Raw genomic sequence first — 16,069 nt, forward strand, 5'->3', positions numbered from 1 at the left:
CCGGGCGACGGCGAAGATCTCCGCCGGGTCGGGCAGCCGCCCCTGCCGGTGTCGGCGCCGGTGAGCCGGCCGACGGCGGGGTCGAGGACCCGGACGCCCCGGGCGCGCAGCGTGGCGACGTTGGCCACGGTGGCCGGGTGCTCCCACATCTCGGTGTGCATGGCCGGGGCCAGCAGCACCGGGCAGCGCGCGGTCAGCAGGGTGTTGGTCAGCAGGTCGTCGGCGAGCCCGTGCGCGGCCCTGGCGAGCAGGTCGGTGGTGGTCGGCGCGACCACCACGAGGTCGGCCTGCTTGCCGAGCCGCACGTGCGGCACCTCGTGGACGTCGGTCCAGACGTCGTCGGCGACCGGCTGACCGGAGAGCGCGGCCCAGGTCGGCGCTCCGACGAACCGGAGCGCGACGCGGTCGGCACGACCCGAACCCGGTGACCCGATTCGGTGAAGAGTCGCAGCAGTTCGCACGCCTTGTAGGCGGCGATGCCGCCGCCGACCCCGAGGACGATCGAGGCGGACATCAGCTGGCGAGGACTTACGGCTGGTCGGTCGGCTCGGCGGTGAGCAGGCCCGAATTGATCTCGCGCATGGCGATCGAGAGGGGCTTCTCCTGCGGAGTGGTCTCGACGAGCGGGCCGACGTACTCCAGCAGGCCCTCACCGAGCTGGCTGTAGTAGGCGTTGACCTGGCGCGCGCGCTTGGCGGCGAAGATGACCAGCGCGTACTTCGACGTCGTCTTCTCGAGGAGCTCGTCGATCGGCGGGTTGGTGATGCCTTCGGGGTTGGCGATGGATCCCACGAATTAACCTCTGCGTCTTTCGAGCCGCGCGGACGCGGTGCTGAGTCTCAACGGCGGTCGACCGTCAGCCACGCATGCGCGACCAGGCCGGATCCGGATAAGAAGAACCGAGTAAGCCTACCAGCTCGTCGACCACGCGTTCGGTGTGGTCGTGGCTCAGGGCGTGCTCGAAGAGGGCCGCCACCCGGACGTCCGGCGCGTAGCCGGGTGGGCTCAGCAGCACCAGCCGGGCATCGGGCAGCCGGGCCCGGACCAGCGGGGCGCCGGGCAGGTCGAGCGGGAGCAGCACCGGCTGCCCGGCGTCGAGCCGGGCCCGCAACGGGGGGTACGGGGTGCCCCGGCGGTACGAACCGATTCGGGACCACTCCAGCAGCTCGCCATCGACGAGCCGGCGGTCGAACTCGGCGGGGGCGAGGAAGACGCGATCGACCCCGTCGATCTCCGACTCCCGGCGCGGTCTGGTGGTGGCCGCGACCGGGATCCACACGGACGGAGAACGCGCCCGGACGAGCTCGACGACACTCTCCCTGCCGGAACCCGAAGGTCCAGCCAGGACAGTGAGCCGAGCCGCCGGGCGCGCCTCGCCATCCGTGCTCACTGCTTGTTTCTACACGCTGCCAGGGTCAGTTGGCGGCGAACTCTCCAAGCAGTGCCTTGCGCTGCTGCTCGCCGAGGCCACGCAGGCGACGGCTGTCGGCGATCTTGAGCTTCTCCATGATCTGGGTAGCCCGGATCTTGCCGATGCCCGGCATGGCCTGCAGCACGGCCGACACCTTGAGCTTGCCGACGACGTCGTCGCTCTCGGCGCGCTCGAGGACAGCACCGAGGGTGGTCTTGCCCTGCTTGAGCTGCTCCTTCAGCTGAGCACGGGCCTTGCGGATCTCCGCGGCCTTCTCGAGCGCGGCAGCGCGTTGTTCGGGGGTCAGTGACGGGAGCGGCACCAGTTCTCCTCAGGTCCCTATCGCGGCGGGCGGGGCGCACCGCCGCATCTGTGAAACGTGGTGTCGCTGTGAACCAAGGGGTCCATGGTTCCCAGCGCGGGGAAAACTAGCGGCCAACGGAGCTTTCGGCAACGTGGGGGCCGCATGATCACCGTAGAGTGACCGACCCGTCAGTCAGTCACCGGGCAGGCAGAACGGCCCGACAGTCGACCAGGACGCGGTCCGCGGCGGCGCGCAGGGCGGCGACGTCGGGGCCCGCCGAGAGCACCTCCCGGGAGTACGACGGGAGCACCGAGGCGAGGCTCGATCCGAAGACGGTACGCAGATCGGCCGCGCCGGCACCCTGCGCGCCGAGCCCCGGAGCGAGCAGTGGACCCCCCACACCGGAGAGGTCGTGACCGGTGTCGCCGATGGTCGCGCCGACCACCAGACCGAAGCTCCCAAGCGTGGTCGCACCCCTGTTGAGCTGGGAAATCGCGTCGATCACGGTTTGCGCCACGGTGCGCCCGTCGGCCGTGACGGCCCGTTGCACGGCCGCGCCCTCGGGGTTGGAGGTGAGGGCCAGCACGAACACGCCGCCGCCGTGCTCGGCGGCCAGCTCGAACATCGGCGCCAGTGAACCGACCCCGAGGTAGGGGCTGGCGGTGACCGCGTCGACATGCATCGGGCTCGATGGATCAAGGTACGCGGCGGCGTACGCGCTCATCGTCGAGCCGATGTCGCCGCGCTTGACGTCCAGCAGAACGAGCGAGCCAGCATCCCGTAACTGTCGGATAGTTGACTCAAGAATGGCCACACCTCGGGATCCGAATCGCTCGAAAAAGGCCGACTGAGGCTTGACCACCGCAACCCGGTCACCGAGCGCCTCCACCACTGTGCGGCTGAACCGGTCGAGCCCCTCGGCGTCGTTTGGAAGGCCCCACGCGGCCAACAGACCGGGATGCGGGTCGATGCCCACACAGAGCGGACCCCGCTCAACGATCGCCCGGTGCAGCCGGGTCCCGAAGCTCTCCATCGAAAAAGTTCCCCTCTCCTCGCCCGGACGGCCGACCCGCCCGGGGTAACCGTCGACCCGGTGACCGGGTCGACTCAGCCGGCCGCCACCGCCGCCGTCACCCCGGCCGCGATCCGGGCCAGGTCCACGTCGTCCGTGACGTACGGCGGCATCGTGTAGATCAGGTCGCGGAACGGGCGCAGCCACACCCCCCGGTCGACAGTGGCCGCGGTGGCCGCGCCGAGGTCGACCTCGTGGTCGAGTTGGACCACGCCGATCGCGCCGAGCACCCGGACGTCGGCCACGCCGGGCGTCCCCCGCAGGGGCTCCAGTCCGGCGCGCAGGCCGGCGCTGACCCTGGCCACCTGCGCCGGCCAGTCCCCGGCCCGCAGCAGCCCGATGGAGGCGTTCGCCACCGCGCAGGCCAACGGGTTGCCCATGAACGTGGGCCCGTGCGCCAGCACACCGGCGGCGGAGATGCCGTGGGCGACCTCCGGGGTGCAGAGCGTCGCCGCGAGCGTCAGATAGCCGCCGGTGAGGGCCTTGCCCACGCACAGCACATCCGGCGTCACCCCGGCGTGCTCGGCGGCGAACATCGCACCGGTACGGCCGAACCCGGTGGCGATCTCGTCGAAGATCAGCAGCACCCCGTTCGCCCGGGTCACCTCGCGCAGCACCCGCAGGTAACCCGGATGGTGGAAACGCATCCCGCCGGCGCCCTGGACGACCGGCTCGACGATCACGGCGGCCAGTTCGTCCGCGTGCCGCTCGACCGTCTCCACCAACGCCGCCACGTACGCGTCCTCCGGCGGGTCGGTGAAGCCGCCCGGTGGGACCGGGGCGAACACCTGTCGGGGCAGGACGTCGCTCCACAGGTGGTGCATCCCGCCCTCCGGGTCGCAGACGCTCATCGGGTGGAACGTGTCACCGTGGTAGCCGCCCCGCCAGGTGGCCAGGCGACGCCGCTGTGGCCGGCCGACGGCCCGCTGGTACTGCAGGCACATCTTGATCGCCACCTCGACGCTGACCGAGCCGGAGTCGGCCAGGAACACGTGCTCCAGCCCGTCCGGGGCCAGCTCGACAAGCGTCCGGGCGAGCTGCACCGCCGGCTCGTGGGTGAGCCCGCCGAACATCACGTGGCTCATCCGGCCGAGCTGGTCGGTCACCGCCGCGTCCAGCACCGGATGGCGGTACCCGTGGATCGCCGCCCACCAGGACGACATCCCGTCCACCAACTCGCGGCCGTCGGCCAGCCGCAGCCGTACCCCCTCGGCGCCGCGCACCACGTACGGCGGGTGCCGCGGCGGCGACGCCGCGTACGGATGCCAGACGTGGGCCCGGTCCGCGGCCAGAATCTCCTCGGGTGTCACGCGTAACTCCTCTGCGCCTCAAGCGGTCCGGACGGCGAATATCCTGCGGCAGCGTCTCGCGCGCCGTGCGGGTCGCGCTCGTGCCGTGCCGGTCGGGTCCAACCGCAAGATCGTGCTCGAACAAGGATGTAGTGGCCTCGCTCGCGCCGGAGACCACTACATCCAGGATCAAGCGCGACCTTGCAGCGTGCGACGGCGGCCGGGCGGAACATCTCGGCCTCCCCCGGCCGCCGCCCTCCCTGCCGCCGACACCGCGCCGGGGGCGGTCACCGACCCGCGACGGAGTCCGGAGCCGCTGACGTGGCAGTCGCGCGGGCGGCGGCCCGGGCGGCGGCGCGGACCAGGGCCGGCCCCGGTAGATGAAGCCGGTGTAGAGCTGCACCAGGGCGGCGCCGGCATCGAACATCCGCGCCGCGTCGTCCGGATCCAGCACCCCGCCGACGCCGATGATCGGCAGCCGGCCACCGGTCTCGGTGTGCACGAAGGCGACCACGTCGCGGGCCCGCCCGGTGAGCGGCCGACCGGAGAGCCCACCGGCCTGCGCGCCACCCTCGACGTCCACACTGGCCAGCCCGGCGCGGGACACTGTGGTGTTGGTGGCGATCACCCCGGCGGCGCCACGGGCCAGGCAGACCTCCAACAGTTCGGCGATCGCCGCCTCGGTCAGGTCAGGTGCGATCTTGACCAGCACCGGCTTCTCCCCGACCAGCGCGCCGAGCAGCGCGTCCAGGTGGGCGCGGTCCTGCAACGACCGCAGACCCGGGGTGTTCGGCGAGGACACGTTCACCGCGAAATAGTCGCCGTGCCCGCGCAGCGCCCGGTACGAGGCGAGGTAGTCCTCGACCGCCTGGTCGAGCGGGGTCACCTTGGACTTGCCCAGCGAGATGCCCAGCGGCACCCCGAGCGGGCGCGGCAGCGCCGCCAACCGAGCCGCCATCGCCTCGGCCCCGGCGTTGTTGAAGCCCATCCGGTTGACCACGGCCTCGCTCGCCGGCAGCCGGAACAGCCGCGGCCGCGGGTTGCCCGGCTGGGCGTGCGCGGTGACCGTGCCGACCTCGACGAAGCCGAAGCCCAGCGCCGGCCAGGCCGGCAGCGCCGCGCCGTCCTTGTCCATCCCCGCCGCCAGCCCGACCGGGTTGGGGAACCGCACACCGAACACCGTGCGCGGCGCCCGCACCGCGTAACGGGCCCGCAGGGTGGCCAGCGCCACCGGATTCGCCGACAGCGTGGCCAACCGTCGCAGCGTCCACTCGTGCGCCGCCTCGGCGTCCCCGCCGCCGAGGCGGAACAACCACGGCCGCACCGCCCGCTCGAACACTGTCACTGGGCCGCCCGCAGGGTGGCGTGCAGGTCCTGCAGGGGACGGACCTGCATGTCACCCCGGATCCGCGCCTCGATGCCCATCACGGCCGCGGCCGCGCCGGGCACCGTGGTGATGCAGGGGATGTCGGCGGTGACGGCCGCGCTGCGGATCTCGTAGCCGTCGGAGCGGGCGCTGGCACCCGAGCCCTGCGGCGTGTTGATCACCAGCGCCACGTGGCCGCCGCCGATCAGCGACACCGCGTCGTCTCCCTCACCCGCCTGGTAGTGCTTGCGGATCTGCTCGCAGGCGATGCCGTGCCGGCGCAGCACCTCGGCCGTGCCAGCGGTCGCGACGATCTCGAAGCCCAGGTCGGCCAGCCGCTTGATCGGGAAGATCATGCCGCGCTTGTCCCGGTTGGCCACCGAGACGAAGATCTTCCCGGCGGTCGGCAGCGAGCCGTACGCGGCCGACTGGCTCTTGGCGAACGCGTGCCCGAAGTTGGTGTCGATGCCCATCACCTCACCCGTCGACTTCATCTCCGGCCCGAGCAGCGAGTCGATCCCCTTGCCCGCGCGGTCCGGAAACGCTTGAACGGCAGCACCGCCTCCTTGACGGCGACCGGCGCGTGGGCGGGCATCGTGCCCCCGTCCCCGGTCGCCGGCAGCAGACCCTCGGCGCGCAGCTCCGCGATGCTCGCGCCGAGCGCGATCCGGGCCGCCGCCTTGGCCAGCGGCACCGCCGTCGCCTTGGAGACGAACGGGACGGTCCGCGAGGCGCGCGGGTTGGCCTCCAGCACGTAGAGCACGTCGTCCTTGAGCGCGTACTGCACGTTGAGCAGGCCACGGACGCCGACGCCACGGGCGATGGCCTCGGTGTAGCGGCGGACCTCGGCCAGGTGCGAGCCCGCGAGGGTGATCGGCGGCAGCGCGCAGGACGAGTCGCCGGAGTGGATGCCGGCCTCCTCGATGTGCTCCATCACGCCGCCGAGGTAGACCTCGCCGTCGGCGTCGCAGAGCGCGTCCACGTCGATCTCGATCGCGTCGTCGAGGAACCGGTCCACCAGCACCGGGTGGTCCGGGGAGATGTCGGTGGCCCGGCCGATGTAGTCGCGCAGCGTCGGGTCGTCGTAGACGATCTCCATGCCCCGCCCGCCCAGCACGTACGACGGCCGCACCAGCACCGGGTAGCCGATCTCGTCGGCGATCGTCTTGGCCTCGTCGTACGAGGTGGCCATGCCGTGCGCCGGCGCGCGCAACCCGGCCCGGGCCAGCACCGCGCCGAACGCGCCCCGCTCCTCGGCCAGGTGGATCGACTCCGGGGAGGTGCCGACGATCGGCACCCCGGCGTTCTTGAGCCGCTGCGCCAGCCCCAGCGGGGTCTGCCCGCCGAGCTGCACGACCACCCCGACCACGCCCGGCCCGCCGGCCGCCCGGCCGGACGAGTCCTCGGCGTGCCAGACCTCCAGGACGTCCTCGAAGGTCAGCGGCTCGAAGTAGAGCCGGTCGGCGGTGTCGTAGTCGGTGGAGACGGTCTCCGGGTTGCAGTTGACCATGACCGTCTCGTAGCCGGCCGCCCGCAGCGCCTGCACCGCGTGCACGCAGGAGTAGTCGAACTCGATGCCCTGCCCGATCCGGTTCGGGCCGGAGCCCAGGATCAGCACCTTCGGCCGGTCCGACGGCACGACCTCGGTCTCCAGGTCGTACGTCGAGTAGTGGTACGGCGTGGTCGCCTCGAACTCGGCCGCGCAGGTGTCCACCGTCTTGTAGACCGGGCGTACGTCCAGGCGGTGCCGCAGGGTCCGGACGCCGTCCTCGGCGGCCAGCTCCGGGCGCAGCGCGGCGAGCTGCCGGTCGGACAGCCCGGCCCGCTTGGCGCGGCGCAGCAGGGCGGCGTCGAGCACCGGCGCGTCCACGATCTCCGCGCGCAGCTCGATCAGCGCGCTGATCTGGTCCAGGAACCACGGGTCGATCCCGCCGGAGGCCTCGGCGACCTCGGCGATCGACGCGCCGAGGCGCAGCGCCCGCTCCACTGTGTACAACCGGCCGTCGTGCGGGATCCGCAGCGCGGCGAGAGTGTCCGCCAGGGTGACGCCCGCCGGGTCCGGCACACTCCAGAAACCGGCTGACTTGGTTTCCATCGAGCGCATCGCCTTGTTCAGCGCCTCGGTGAAGTTACGCCCGAGGCTCATCGCCTCCCCCACCGACTTCATCGTGGTGGTCAGCTCCGGGTCCGCGCCGGGGAACTTCTCGAACGCGAACCGGGGGATCTTCACCACCACGTAGTCGAGGGTCGGTTCGAACGCCGCCGGGGTCTTCAGCGTGATGTCGTTGGGGATCTCGTCGAGGGTGTAGCCGATGGCCAGCTTCGCGGCGATCTTCGCGATCGGGAAGCCGGTCGCCTTGGAGGCCAACGCCGAGGAGCGCGACACCCGGGGGTTCATCTCGATCACGACGATCCGGCCGTCGACCGGGTTGACCGCGAACTGGATGTTGCAGCCGCCGGTGTCCACCCCGACCTCGCGCAGCACGGCGATGCCCAGGTCACGCAGGCGCTGGTACTCCCGGTCGGTGAGCGTCATGGCCGGGGCCACTGTGACGCTGTCGCCGGTGTGCACGCCCATCGGGTCGATGTTCTCGATCGAGCAGACCACCACCACGTTGTCGTGCCGGTCGCGCATCAACTCGAGTTCGTACTCCTTCCAGCCGAGCACGCTCTCCTCGATGAGCACCTCGTGCACCGGGCTGGCGGCCAGTCCGTCGCCGGCGATGCGGGCCAGGTCCTCCGGGGTGTGCGCCATGCCGGAGCCCAGACCGCCCATGGTGAACGACGGCCGGATCACCACCGGCAGGCCCAGCTCGGCGACGGTCGCCTCGACCTCGTCCATCGAGTGGCAGACCCGGGAGCGGGGCACCAACCCGGTCGGGTCGTCGACGCCCAGGCGTACGCCGGCCTTGGCCACGATCTCCTTGAACAGCTGCCGGTCCTCACCGCGGTTGATCGCGTCGATGTTCGCGCCGATCAACTCCACGCCGTACTTCTCCAGGACGCCGTTCTCGTGCAGGGCGACGGCGGTGTTCAGCGCGGTCTGCCCGCCCAGGGTGGGCAGGATCGCGTCCGGGCGCTCCTTGGCGATGACCAGTTCGACGAACTCCGGGGTGATCGGCTCGACGTAGGTCGCGTCGGCGAACTCCGGGTCCGTCATGATCGTCGCCGGGTTGGAGTTGACCAGGCTGACCCGGATCCCCTCGCTGCGCAGCACCCGGCAGGCCTGGGTGCCGGAGTAGTCGAACTCGCAGGCCTGCCCGATGACGATCGGCCCGGAGCCGATCACCAGGATGTGCTTGAGATCGCTCCGCTTAGGCATTGCTGCGCCCCTTGCTGTGGGTCCGGCCCTCGATGAGATCAGCGAATCGGTCGAAGAGATAGTCCGCGTCGTGCGGGCCGGCCGCCGCCTCCGGGTGGTACTGAACGGTGAAGGCGGGCACGTCCACGGCCCGCAGCCCCTCGACCACGTTGTCATTGAGGCAGACGTGTGACACCCGCACGCCACCGAAGTCGGTGTCGATCACCTGGTCGGGGACCACCGCCCCCGATCCCGCGCCCGACACGTCGACAGCGAAGCCATGGTTGTGGCTGGTCACCTCGACCTTGCCGGTGGCCCGGTCGAGCACCGGCTGGTTGATCCCCCGGTGCCCGTAGCCCAGCTTGTAGGTGCCGAAACCGAGCGCCCGACCGAGGATCTGGCTGCCGAAGCAGATGCCGAACAACGGCACCCGCCGGCGCAGCGCCTCCCGCGCCACCGCCACCGGGGCGTCGGCGGTGGCCGGATCACCCGGGCCGGGCGACAGGAAGATCGCGTCGGCGCCGGTGGCGAGCAACTGCTCGATGCTCGACGACGCCGGCAGCACGTGGGTGGTCACCCCGCGCGCGGCGAGCCGGCGCGGCACGTTGCGCTTGATGCCCAGGTCCAGCGCCGCCACGGTGAACCGGTGCTCGCCCACGGCCTCGACGACGTACGGCTCGGCGGTGCTCACCTCGGCGGAGAGGTCCGCGCCGACCATCTGTGGTGCCTGGCGCACCCTGGTCAGCAGGCTCTGCGGGTCGTTGTCGACGCTGGAGATGCCCACCCGCATGGCGCCCCGCTCCCGCAGGTGCCGGGTCAGCGCCCGGGTGTCCACCCCGCTGATGCCCACCACGCCCTCGGTGGCGAGGCGGTCCTCGAGACCGCCGGTGGCCCGCCAGTTCGAGCCGATCCGGGCCGGGTCGCGGACGACGTAGCCCGCCACCCAGATCCGCCCGGACTCGTCGTCCTCGCCGTTCACGCCGGTGTTGCCGATGTGCGGCGCGGTCTGCACCACCACCTGGCGGTGGTAGGACGGGTCGGTAAGGGTCTCCTGGTAACCGGTCATGCCGGTGGTGAAGACCGCCTCGCCGAAGGTCTCCCCGACGCTGCCGTACGCCTCGCCGGGGAAGGTGCGCCCGTCCTCGAGTACGAGGATCGCGGGCCTGCGCTTGTTCACTTGATGGCCTTTCCGTCCAGGACCGTCGGCTCGCCGCGCAGGAAGGTCGCCACGATGCGACCTGGCAGCGTCATGCGGGCGTACGGGGTGTTGCGACTGCGGCTGGCCAGCTCCGTCGGCTCGATGGTGCGGCGGGCGGCCGGGTCGATCACTGTCAGGTTGGCCGGCACCCCCGGAGCGGGGTCGACGCCGTGCCCGGTGAGCCCGGCGATCCGGGCGGGCGTGCGCGACATCCGCTCGGCGATCAGATCCCACTCGGGGCCGAGCACGTCCAGCGCGATGGAGAGCGCCGTCTCCAGGCCGAGCATGCCCGGCCGGGCGTACGCCCACTCGCACTCCTTGTCCTCCACCGCGTGCGGGGCGTGGTCGGTGGCGATCACGTCGATCACCCCGTCGGCGAGCGCGGCGCGCAGCGCGGCGACGTCCGCGGCCGTGCGCAGCGGCGGGTTCACCTTGAAGACCGGGTCGTAGGTCTCCGCACGCTCGTCGGTGAGCAGGAGGTGGTGCGGGGTCACCTCGGCGGTGACGCGTACCCCGCGGGTCTTGGCCTGGCGCAGCACCTCGACGCTGCCGGCGGTGGAGACGTGGCAGACGTGCAGTCGGCTGCCCACGTGCTCGGCGAGCAGCACGTCCCGGGCGATGATCGCCTCCTCGGCGACCGCCGGCCAGCCGATCAGGCCGAGCCGGGTGGAGACCTCACCCTCGTGCATCTGGGCGCCTCGGTGAGCCGGGGCTCCTCGGCGTGCTGGGCGATGATGCCGTCGAACGCCTTGACGTACTCCAGGGCCCGGCGCATCAGCTTCGGGTCGGCGACGCAGTGCCCGTCGTCGGAGAAGATCCGCACCCGGGCCGCCGAGTCGGCCATCGCGCCCAACTCGGCCAGCCGCTCGCCGGCCAACCCGACGGTGACCGCGCCGATCGGCTGCACGTCGACCAGGCCGGCCTCCCGGCCGAGCCGCCAGACCTGCTCGACCACCCCGGCGGTGTCCGCGACCGGGGAGGTGTTGGCCATCGCGCAGACCGCCGTGTAGCCGCCCAGCGCCGCCGCCCGGGAACCGGACTCGACGGTCTCGGCGTCCTCCCGACCGGGCTCGCGCAGGTGGGTGTGCAGGTCGACGAGGCCGGGCAGGGCGACCAGCCCGGCGCCGTCGACGACCGTGGCGTCCGGCGCGGACAGCCCGGGCCCGACCTCGGCGACCACGCCGTCGCGGATCAGCAGGTCGGTCGGCGCGGCGCCGACGACACTCACGCTGGTGATCAGGTATGCGGTCACCGGTTGTTCCCTCCGAGCAGCAGGTAAAGAACAGCCATCCGCACGGAGACCCCGTTGGTGACCTGTTCGACGATGGTGGAGCGCCGTGAGTCGGCGACCTCCGGGGTGATCTCCATCCCCCGGTTCATCGGGCCGGGGTGCATGACGATCGCGTGTTCGGGCAGCCGGCGCATCCGTGGGCCGTCCAGCCCGTAGCGGCGGGCGTACTCCCGGGCGGAGGGGAAGTAGGAGTCGTTCATCCGCTCCCGCTGCACCCGCAGCATCATCACCACGTCCACGTTGGGCAGCACCGAGTCGAGGTCGTACGAGACGTCGGTGCCGGGGGCGAGGGCGCCGGCGATGTCGACCGGGATGAGCGTCGGCGGGCCGACCAGGGTGACCTTGGCGCCGAGGGTGGTGAGCAGCAGCACGTTGGAGCGGGCCACCCGGGAGTGCAGCACGTCCCCGACCACCGCGACCGACAGGCCGGCGAGTCGACCCAACCGCGACCGCATGGTGTACGCGTCGAGCAGCGCCTGGGTGGGGTGTTCGTGGGTGCCGTCACCGGCGTTCACCACCGACCCGTCCACCCAGTTCGCCAGGCGGTGCGGCGCGCCCGAGGCGGGGTGTCGGACCACGACAGCGTCGGCGCCCATGGCCTGCAGGGTCAGCGCGGTGTCCTTCAGGCTCTCGCCCTTGGTGACGCTGGACCCCTTCGCGGAAAAGTTGATCACGTCGGCGCTGAGCCGCTTCGCCGCCGCCTCGAAGGAGATCCGGGTGCGGGTGGAGTCCTCGTAGAAGAGGTTCACCACGGTCCGGCCGCGCAGCGCGGGCAGTTTCTTGATCTCGCGGCCGGCGACGGTGGCCATCTCGGCGGCGGTGTCCAGGATCTCGGTGGCGGTGTCGGCGTCCAGGTCCCCGCCGGAGAGCAGATGCTTGATCATGAGGTGGCTCCCCCGTACAGCTTGACCTCGTCGACCCCGTCGACCTCGGCGAGCGTCACCTTGACGCTCTCGGCGAGCGAGGTCGGGATGTTCTTGCCGACGTAGTCGGCCCGAATCGGCAGCTCCCGGTGGCCCCGGTCGACCAGGACGGCGAGCTGCACCGACGCCGGGCGGCCCACGTCGTTGAGCGCGTCGAGCGCGGCCCGGACGGTGCGGCCGGAGAAGAGCACGTCGTCGACCAGGATCACCCGCTTGCCGTCGATGCCGCCCGAGGGCAGCTCGGTCGGGCCCACCGCGCGGGTGGCGTGCCGACGGAGGTCGTCGCGGTACAGAGTGATGTCGAGCACACCTACCGGAACGACGACGTCCTCGAAGGTGCTGATCCGTTCGGCGAGCCGGCGGGCGAGCGGGGTGCCCCGGGTGGGAATCCCGAGAAGCACCGTGTCGGCGGCGCCCTGGGTCTTCTCCAGGATCTGGTGGGCGATGCGGTCGACCACGCGCTGCACGTCGGCGCTGGCGAGAATCACCTTCACCGAGGGTTGTCGCGGTGGTGACGGGCGGGCAGCCGGTGGGTATGCCACGGCGGACCTCCTTCCCCGCCTCACGGGACGGGTCGTTAAAGGATGTCGGGCACCTCGGCCGGACCGCGAGCGGACCTGGGCCGGGCTTCACGCCACGTTACCAGTGGTCACCGGGCCGACGGACGGCGGCCGCTGACCACCGGGTCAGCACCACGAAAAGGCGATAACTTCGTGGACGCTCCTCAACGGTAGGGTCACGACCACTTGACCACGTGTCGCATTCCCCGTACCGTCACGCTCCGTAGCGATCGACGGGAGAACCCCGAGCAGCACTGGGAGTGTCCGAATGCCCTCTGAATACGCCAAGTCTCTGGGCGCCCGCCTGCGCTCCATCCGCCAGCAGCAGGGTCTCTCCCTGCAGGGTGTGGAGGAGAAGTCGAACGGGCGGTGGAAGGCCGTGGTGGTCGGCTCGTACGAGCGTGGCGACCGGGCCGTGACGGTGTCCCGTCTGGCCGAACTGGCCGAGTTCTACCGCGTTCCCGTCTCGGAGTTGCTGCCTGACGGCAGCGGCGTCCGGCACGAGCCCACCAGCAAGATCGTCCTGGACCTGGAGCGGCTCTACGACGAGGCCTCCGAGGACCTCGCCTACGTGGCCCGCTATGCCCGCGCCATCCAGCAGCAGCGCGGCGACTACAACGGCCGGGTGCTCTCCATCCGCGCCGACGACCTGCGGGCGCTCGCGATCGTCTACGACGCCTCACCGTCGGGTCTGATCGAGCGGCTCACCGAGCACGGCGTGCTGGTGGCCGACCCCCGGGCGTTCTTCGCCTCCTGAGCTGTCGCCACACCGAGAAGGGCCCGTGCCATCCGGCACGGGCCCTTCTCGGTGCTACGGGTTGGCGCGGCCGGGTCAGCGGGTGGCGTACTCGGCGATCCGGCCGAGGACCCCGTTGAGGAAGCGCGGCGAGTCGTCGGTCGACATCTGCCGAGCCAGCTCCACCGCCTCGCTGATCGCCACCGCGTCGTCGATCTCGTCGACGTAGAGCAGCTCGTAGACGGCGACCCGGGCCAGGTTGCGGTCGACGACCGGCATCCGCTCCAGAGTCCAACCCTCGGCGTAGCTGGCGATCAACTCGTCGATCCGATCGAGGTGCTCGGCGACGCCCTCGACCAGGCCCACGGCGTAACCCAGATGCTCCGGTCGGGGCTGCTCGATCCGCTGCAGGTAGCCGGCGAGCACCTCCACCGGAGGCTTGTCCCGCAGGTCGGCCTCGTAGAGGACATCAAGCGCCCGCTTGCGCGCCTTGCGGCGCGCCGGCATCTGCTGCTTGGGACCCTCAGCCATCAGGCGCGGCCGAGGTAACGGCCGTCGCGGGTGTCGACCTTGATCTTCTCGCCGGTGGTGATGAACAGCGGCACCGGCACGGTGGCGCCGGTCTCCACGGTCGCCGGCTTGGTGCCGCCGGTCGAACGGTCACCCTGCAGGCCCGGCTCGGTGTAGGTGACCTCCAGCACGACGCTGGTGGGCAGCTCGATGTAGAGCGGCACACCCTCGTGCTGGGCGACGGTCGCCTCCGCCTCGGGCAGCAGGTAGTTGGCTGCCTCGCCGACGGTGCCGCCGGAGACGGTGATCTGGTCGAAGGTCTCCAGATCCATGAAGACGAAGTCCTCGCCGTCGGCGTACAGGTACTGCATCGTGCGCTTGTCCACGGTCGCGGTCTCGACCTTGGTGCCCGCGTTGAAGGTCTTGTCGACCACCTTCCCGGACAGCACGTTCTTCAGCGTGGTGCGCACGAAGGCACCACCCTTACCGGGCTTGACGTGCTGGAACTCGACGACGGACCAGAGCTCGCCGTCCAGGTTGAGTACCAGGCCGTTTTTGAGGTCGTTGGTGGAGGCCATTTCCTGCCTTGATCATCAATTGGCGGACAGACCCTACGAGTCTACTAGCTGCGTCGAATCGCCCGGTCCCCCGCTCGGGGCGGCTGCTCAGCGGCTAGCCAGATGGTGCAGCGCGAGACGATACCCGTCGATGCCGAGACCGCAGATCACCCCGGTCGCCACCGCGGACACCACCGAGTGGTGCCGGAACTCCTCGCGGGCGTGGATGTTGGAGAGGTGCACCTCCACCAACGGCCCCCGCAGCATCGCGCAGGCGTCCCGCACCGCGTACGAGTAGTGCGACCAGGCGGCCGGGTTGAGCACCACCGCCGCACCCTCGTCGGCCGCCGCGTGCAGCCAACCCAGCAGCTCGTGCTCGGCGTCGGTCTGCCGGACCGTCACCTCCAGCCCCAACTCCCGCCCGGTGCTCTCGCAGAGCGCCACCAGGTCGGCGTAGCTGGTCGCGCCGTACACAGCGGGCTCACGGGTGCCCAACCGGCCCAGATTGGGCCCGTTCAGGACGTGCACCCTCATCAGGCACACACCTCGCGGTAGGCCGCCTCGAGCAGCGCGTCGTCCGGGCCCTCCAGCATGGCCGGGCGGGCCAGACCGTCGAGCACCACGAAGCGGAGTCGGCTGCCCCGGGCCTTCTTGTCCACCCGCATCGTGGCCAACAGCTCCGGCCAGGCGTCGGCCGGGTAGCTGACCGGCAGGTCGAGCGCGCGCAACGTGCCGCGGTGCCGGTCGGCGGTCGGCGCGTCCAGCCGCCCGGCGAGCCGGGCCAGCGCGGCGGCGTACACCAGACCGACGGCGACGGCGTGGCCGTGCCGCCAGCGGTAGCCCTGGTGCTGCTCGATCGCGTGCGCGAGGGTGTGACCGTAGTTGAGCACCTCCCGCAGCCCCGACTCGCGCAGGTCACCGGCGACCACGTCGGCCTTGACCCGGATCGCCCGCTCGATCAGCTGCCGGCTCACCGGCCCGCGGGCGTCGGTGGCGGCAGCCGGGTCGCCCTCGATGAGATCCAGGATCACCGGATCGGCGATGAACCCGCACTTGACCACCTCGGCCAGCCCGGCCGCCAGATCGACCGGGGGCAGGCTGTCCAGCGTGGCCAGGTCGGCCAACACGCCGACCGGCGGGTGGAACGCGCCCACCAGGTTCTTGCCGGCCGCCGTGTTGATGCCCGTCTTGCCGCCCACCGCGGCGTCCACCATGCCCAACAGCGAGGTCGCCACCGGCACCCAGCGCACCCCGCGCAGCCAGCAGGCCGCGACGAAGCCGGCGAGGTCGGTCACCGCGCCGCCGCCCACCCCGACCACCGCGTCGGTGCGGGTGAAGCCGGCCGAGCCGAGCCGGTCCCAACAGGCGGCGGCCACGTCGATGTGTTTGCCCGACTCGGCGTCGGGCACCTCGATCGGCAGCGGCTCGACGCCGGCGGCGCGCAGCCGCTCGCCGAGCCCGTCCGCGAGCGCCTTCAGTGGCGGCGCGTGCAGCACCGCCGCCCGGGTCGCGCCGGGCAGCAGCCCGGGCAGCGCACCCAGCAGGTCACGT

At 71.6% G+C, this 16,069-nt stretch carries 13 protein-coding genes and 4 pseudogenes; 1 reads left to right on the plus strand and 16 read right to left on the minus strand.

Annotated features, from left to right (window positions below):
* From JM949_RS23880 to pyrR, 12 genes and pseudogenes are all read right to left on the minus strand, one after another.
* Positions 1–514: pseudogene (locus tag JM949_RS23880) on the minus strand (flavoprotein); the annotation flags it as partial.
* 14 nt (positions 515–528) lie between these two features.
* A complete protein-coding gene (rpoZ, locus tag JM949_RS23885) occupies positions 529–792 on the minus strand; it encodes a DNA-directed RNA polymerase subunit omega (RefSeq protein ID WP_030335666.1) in 264 nt (87 codons plus the stop codon).
* A gap of 64 nt (positions 793–856) precedes the next feature.
* Complete coding sequence (locus JM949_RS23890; protein ID WP_203150559.1) at positions 857–1,390, minus strand: nucleoside/nucleotide kinase family protein; 534 nt, start codon at positions 1,388–1,390, stop codon at positions 857–859.
* A gap of 25 nt (positions 1,391–1,415) precedes the next feature.
* On the minus strand, positions 1,416–1,733 hold the full coding sequence (gene mihF, locus JM949_RS23895; RefSeq protein WP_030335662.1) for an integration host factor, actinobacterial type: 318 nt from the start codon (positions 1,731–1,733) through the stop codon (positions 1,416–1,418).
* A gap of 178 nt (positions 1,734–1,911) precedes the next feature.
* Positions 1,912–2,748 (minus strand): orotidine-5'-phosphate decarboxylase, encoded by an 837-nt coding sequence (gene pyrF, locus JM949_RS23900; protein WP_203150560.1) that lies wholly within the window; start codon positions 2,746–2,748, stop codon positions 1,912–1,914.
* A gap of 74 nt (positions 2,749–2,822) precedes the next feature.
* Positions 2,823–4,097: an adenosylmethionine--8-amino-7-oxononanoate transaminase gene (locus tag JM949_RS23905; RefSeq protein ID WP_203150561.1), complete on the minus strand. Its 1,275-nt coding sequence runs from the start codon at positions 4,095–4,097 to the stop codon at positions 2,823–2,825.
* Positions 4,098–4,363: 266 nt separating this feature from the next.
* Positions 4,364–5,421 (minus strand): annotated as a pseudogene (locus JM949_RS23910) (quinone-dependent dihydroorotate dehydrogenase).
* Positions 5,418–8,764 (minus strand): annotated as a pseudogene (gene carB, locus JM949_RS23915) (carbamoyl-phosphate synthase large subunit). The pseudogenes JM949_RS23910 and carB overlap by 4 nt, the downstream one beginning before the upstream one ends.
* Entirely contained in the window at positions 8,757–9,920 is a 1,164-nt protein-coding gene (carA, locus tag JM949_RS23920; protein WP_203150562.1) for a glutamine-hydrolyzing carbamoyl-phosphate synthase small subunit, read from the minus strand. The pseudogene carB and the gene carA overlap by 8 nt, the downstream one beginning before the upstream one ends.
* Positions 9,917–11,193: pseudogene (locus JM949_RS23925) on the minus strand (dihydroorotase). Before JM949_RS23925 ends, carA begins: the two are co-directional and overlap by 4 nt.
* The gene (locus JM949_RS23930) at positions 11,190–12,116 is read right to left on the minus strand and encodes an aspartate carbamoyltransferase catalytic subunit (RefSeq protein ID WP_203150563.1); all 927 of its coding nucleotides are present in this window, start codon (positions 12,114–12,116) and stop codon (positions 11,190–11,192) included. Before JM949_RS23930 ends, JM949_RS23925 begins: the two are co-directional and overlap by 4 nt.
* Positions 12,113–12,697 carry a bifunctional pyr operon transcriptional regulator/uracil phosphoribosyltransferase PyrR gene (gene pyrR / locus JM949_RS23935; protein WP_203150564.1) on the minus strand — a complete coding sequence of 195 codons (585 nt, stop codon included), beginning with the start codon at positions 12,695–12,697 and terminating at the stop codon, positions 12,113–12,115. The genes JM949_RS23930 and pyrR overlap by 4 nt, the downstream gene beginning before the upstream one ends.
* 286 nt (positions 12,698–12,983) lie before the next feature.
* Between pyrR and bldD the strand changes: the two genes are divergently transcribed.
* On the plus strand, positions 12,984–13,472 hold the full coding sequence (bldD, locus tag JM949_RS23940; protein ID WP_007458348.1) for a transcriptional regulator BldD: 489 nt from the start codon (positions 12,984–12,986) through the stop codon (positions 13,470–13,472).
* A gap of 75 nt (positions 13,473–13,547) precedes the next feature.
* Here the strand turns inward: bldD and nusB are convergent, their stop codons facing one another.
* The 4 genes from nusB to aroB all read right to left on the minus strand — a co-directional run.
* A complete protein-coding gene (gene nusB / locus JM949_RS23945; RefSeq protein WP_203150568.1) occupies positions 13,548–13,958 on the minus strand; it encodes a transcription antitermination factor NusB in 411 nt (136 codons plus the stop codon).
* Between the two features lie 23 nt (positions 13,959–13,981).
* On the minus strand, positions 13,982–14,539 hold the full coding sequence (gene efp / locus JM949_RS23950; RefSeq protein WP_203150565.1) for an elongation factor P: 558 nt from the start codon (positions 14,537–14,539) through the stop codon (positions 13,982–13,984).
* 87 nt (positions 14,540–14,626) lie between these two features.
* The gene (gene aroQ, locus JM949_RS23955) at positions 14,627–15,052 is read right to left on the minus strand and encodes a type II 3-dehydroquinate dehydratase (protein ID WP_203150566.1); all 426 of its coding nucleotides are present in this window, start codon (positions 15,050–15,052) and stop codon (positions 14,627–14,629) included.
* Positions 15,052–16,069: 3-dehydroquinate synthase (gene aroB, locus JM949_RS23960; protein ID WP_203150567.1), on the minus strand; the 1,018-nt coding region annotated here is incomplete at its 5' end. The genes aroB and aroQ, both read right to left, overlap by 1 nt.

The organism is Micromonospora tarensis (assembly GCF_016803395.1).
GTDB classification, from domain to species: domain Bacteria; phylum Actinomycetota; class Actinomycetes; order Mycobacteriales; family Micromonosporaceae; genus Micromonospora; species Micromonospora tarensis.

What these genes read in the sequence shown, in the direction of transcription:
- pyrF (WP_203150560.1), bottom strand. Translation starts at nt 2,748, where the DNA reads ATGGAGAGCTTCGGGACCCGGCTGCACCGGGCGATCGTTGAGCGGGGT.
- JM949_RS23930 (WP_203150563.1), bottom strand. Translation starts at nt 12,116, where the DNA reads ATGATCAAGCATCTGCTCTCCGGCGGGGACCTGGACGCCGACACCGCC.
- bldD (WP_007458348.1), top strand. Translation starts at nt 12,984, where the DNA reads ATGCCCTCTGAATACGCCAAGTCTCTGGGCGCCCGCCTGCGCTCCATC.
- nusB (WP_203150568.1), bottom strand. Translation starts at nt 13,958, where the DNA reads ATGCCGGCGCGCCGCAAGGCGCGCAAGCGGGCGCTTGATGTCCTCTAC.
- efp (WP_203150565.1), bottom strand. Translation starts at nt 14,539, where the DNA reads ATGGCCTCCACCAACGACCTCAAAAACGGCCTGGTACTCAACCTGGAC.
- aroQ (WP_203150566.1), bottom strand. Translation starts at nt 15,052, where the DNA reads ATGAGGGTGCACGTCCTGAACGGGCCCAATCTGGGCCGGTTGGGCACC.